Genomic DNA, 3,389 nt, shown 5'->3' on the forward strand with positions numbered 1-3,389 from the left:
ACAGGAACACAATCCCCGGCAGTACCAGTTATTATCTGACCTGATGGACAGGTATCCGGCGTTCCAGCCTTGACAACAGAGCTATAGAGAGAGAAGTTGTCCAAACCTGTCAAACTATAGTCTCCCTTAGAGGAACTAACAGGAATGTTGCCATTTTGTCCACGCGCACCATATAGACCAAATAATCTGCCTCCCTTGTTGGGGTCGATTTTAGCAGCCGTGTTTAGCAGTGTCTTAGCTGCATTAGGACCACGTTCCAAAAAGGTATAGCCGTAACGATTGGACTTAGGATTATTCTTCAGATGCTGGTAAGTGTCTTCTGTAATGTACGTATACTTAAAGACACCCTCTGCTGTACTTGTACTTTCTCTATTTTCAAAATCTTTGGGATGACCGCCACCCAACAAAATATTGGGTTTAAAGTTCAGTAATGTCTGTTGCAAAATGCTGTCTTGATTGGTCTTGCTGGGGTCGTAAACACTGTCGTACTTACTACGACGATTTACGAAAGAAGCCGCAGCACCAGGCGTTGCATGGCTAACAGGTACAGAAGTGACCAAGCCTGTAGATTTACCTTTTTCTTTGGCAATTTCTAGGATGGTTTTCAACTTCTTCTCGTAAATGTCTACCCCCATCGCGTTGTTAAAGCTCTTTACTCCTGTATACAGAGTTGTAGCTGTGTTAGCAGAGTCGGGATAACTGTACTTAATGTAATCTTTGTCATAAGTACCAGAATTAGCAGGGGTCAAAGGAACCCAAGGAACAGGGCCGCCCTTACTGATGTCATAACCAGCGAGATTACCATCCTCTAGGCTATTACCATCAGATCGATTGCCAGGGTTAAAAGGAGTAGGCTGGAATGAAAAGTTGGGACGAACAGGACTTGCAGCAGTCACCGTATTAGACCCATCCAGAGCAGAGTTACCTGTTAGATGGGGCTGGTCTGTTGGATCGGCTGGTGTATTTCCCTGAATTGTTGTGCCGTAAGTAGTCACCAATCCATATCCACTTAGCTTTTGGAAGCTAAGACCAGAGCCTTTACCACTTGTGTAAAAAGGAGCGCCTTTGGCAACGGCTGCGGCCCGTGCCATCTCCCAACCCATACCATCGCCAATCATGATAATTACGTTAATTCCATTACCAGCAGCCAGGGTGGGCTGAAAAACAGAATTACCAAATACCAGCAGAACGGTACAAAAGAAGCCAGCCATACTAAAGGCTAAAAATCGCTTGTACTTTTGCAAAAATGAAATCATTGAAGTGTGCCTTAAAGTTAATTGAGCAAGTGTTAGAGCGTGTTTTCAAAGTCTTAGATCCCCCCAACCCCCTTAAAAAGGGGGGCTAAAGAGTCTCTTAAAATCCCCATTTTTAAGGGGAATTTAGGGAGATTTAAAAACTTATGGAGCAAAATGAGTAGTTTAAAAAACACGCCCTAGCCGTTAATACTGATAAAAATTTGCTTCTAGATGAGTAGCACCAAAGTCTAAGTCTGTAGGAGTCACATCTGGCTGAGTAAAGGCTGTGGCTTGACTTTGCTCAGAGGCGGTTACTGGTTGTTGATTTGATGTTCCCAAGAACAACAAAGCTGCCATAACCAGACCAGATATAAACCAAGCTAAGGCACGTTTGTACTGTTTTATTAATGAAATCATTTTGGATTTTTGAATGAGAGTCATGATTGGGAAACCTCTTAGTAAATAACCGAGTTGCAATCAGCGTAGGCGTAGCCCGTCGTAGACATCGCTATGCTTTGACAGTTGAGAAAAATGCTAATAAGCATTATGTTTAAAAATTATTTAAAAACTAAAAATAAACAATTATTTTGGAAATTAGAGTAATAAGTTGCATAGTTATCTATTTAGCTATGTTCCAGATTGGAATTTGTTTTATTTGCAGACAACATAAAAACTAAATCTTGGTTAAATAAAGGATGAATTGGCAACGCTGAAGGTTTTATACAGCTAGTTAGCTGCAAAGTTATCTCAGCAATATTAAAAGTTTTTCGGATATGATTTTCCAACTTAGTAAGTAAGCGATCGCGTTCCTGAATAGTCGTACATTCAACTGTCAAATTGGCACAAAGCATTACCTTGTTTAAGCTAATTGTCCAGATGCGAAGTTTTTCTACTTGCACAACACCAGCAAAAGATTGGAGAGATATTTCCACCTCAACAGGGTCAATTGATTCCGGTGCATACTCCAAAAAAATCTTTAAACTTTCTTGTACTAAAGGTAAAGCACTCAAACCCGTAAAAGTTGCAACGACTATACTAATAGCAACATCTGCCCACCACCAATCCCAGAGATGAACTGCTAAAGCAGCTATAATTACGCCAACAGAACTAACAGTATCGGCGATGACATGAAGCAAAGCGCCCCGCAGGTTTAAATCGCTGTGAGTGTGGGGATGAAGCAAATTAATATTGAGCAGATTGACGATTAAACCTAATACTGCAATTGCTAACATTGGTATGCCTAAAATTGCTGCTGGATGTTGCCAGCGTTGGATAGCTTCCAATATGATAAAAGTAGCGATCGCAATTAAACCTAATCCATTCAACAAAGCTGCTAAAACTTCGATTCGCTGATTTCCAAAGGTTGCTTTTTTCTTAGCTGGTTGCTGTGCTAAAAAACTAGCAAGTAGCGATATCGCTAAAGCTGCAATATCAGATAAAATGTGTCCTGCATCCGCCTGTAGAGATAAACTTTGGCTCCATAAACCCACACTCCACTCAGCAACAAAAAAAACAGCAAGTAAACCTACTGTTATCCACAAAGTTTTTGCTTTCTGATAATTATTAACTACTTTTACCTGATTATCTGCACATTTACACCATTGAAGTGAAACCATTACTCAAAAGCCTTTTTGCAGTACAGTATTAGCTTCAAACATTATTACCAGCCGTATCTGGGGTGAGTATGCTCTCAACTTTGAATATATATCTTCAAATATTGTCTTTTAACAGCCTATGTTTAAAGACTTTTTTCATGCCTCTTTTATAATATTACTCACCAATCTTTTCTTAAAATCTATTTTGTTAAATTCACAAATATATGAATACTACACAAAATATATGTCTATAAAAAATCTATCTTACTTAATTTAAGAAATGGTAATGATTTTGTTAAAAATCAAAAAATTAAAGCATATTAATATTTACAATTTACAGTAATCATCATATTAGTCATTAGTTATTAATTACACATGAATTTATTGGTAAGTAAAACTTGGAATCGACCTACTATCCTCATTGAGAGGATGATAACCATTATCTTTTAAGATCCTACTGATATAGACAATAAACACCTTTTGGACAGGCGATATACCTCAATAAATACATATTGAGAATAAGAATCTTTTTTACAGATTTTTCTAACTTTTGAATAAA

The 3,389-nt window shown here is 38.3% G+C and carries 3 protein-coding genes; all 3 read right to left on the minus strand.

All coding sequences use genetic code 11. From position 1 onward, the window contains the following. The coding region (locus tag VE944_RS12435; RefSeq protein ID WP_324977365.1) for an alkaline phosphatase at positions 1–1,256 on the minus strand (1,256 nt) is incomplete at its 3' end. A gap of 183 nt (positions 1,257–1,439) precedes the next feature. Beyond that, entirely contained in the window at positions 1,440–1,652 is a 213-nt protein-coding gene (locus VE944_RS12440) for a hypothetical protein (protein WP_324977369.1), read from the minus strand. A gap of 206 nt (positions 1,653–1,858) precedes the next feature. Beyond that, on the minus strand, positions 1,859–2,851 hold the full coding sequence (locus VE944_RS12445; RefSeq protein WP_324977372.1) for a cation diffusion facilitator family transporter: 993 nt from the start codon (positions 2,849–2,851) through the stop codon (positions 1,859–1,861). Positions 2,852–3,389: the final 538 nt, after the last annotated feature.

Source organism: Nostoc sp. (assembly GCF_035638895.1).
GTDB lineage: Bacteria > Cyanobacteriota > Cyanobacteriia > Cyanobacteriales > Nostocaceae > Nostoc.

Excerpts from the sequence above, each read along its gene's own strand:
- VE944_RS12440 (WP_324977369.1), bottom strand. The coding sequence starts at position 1,652 with ATGATTTCATTAATAAAACAGTACAAACGTGCCTTAGCTTGGTTTATA.
- VE944_RS12445 (WP_324977372.1), bottom strand. The coding sequence starts at position 2,851 with ATGGTTTCACTTCAATGGTGTAAATGTGCAGATAATCAGGTAAAAGTA.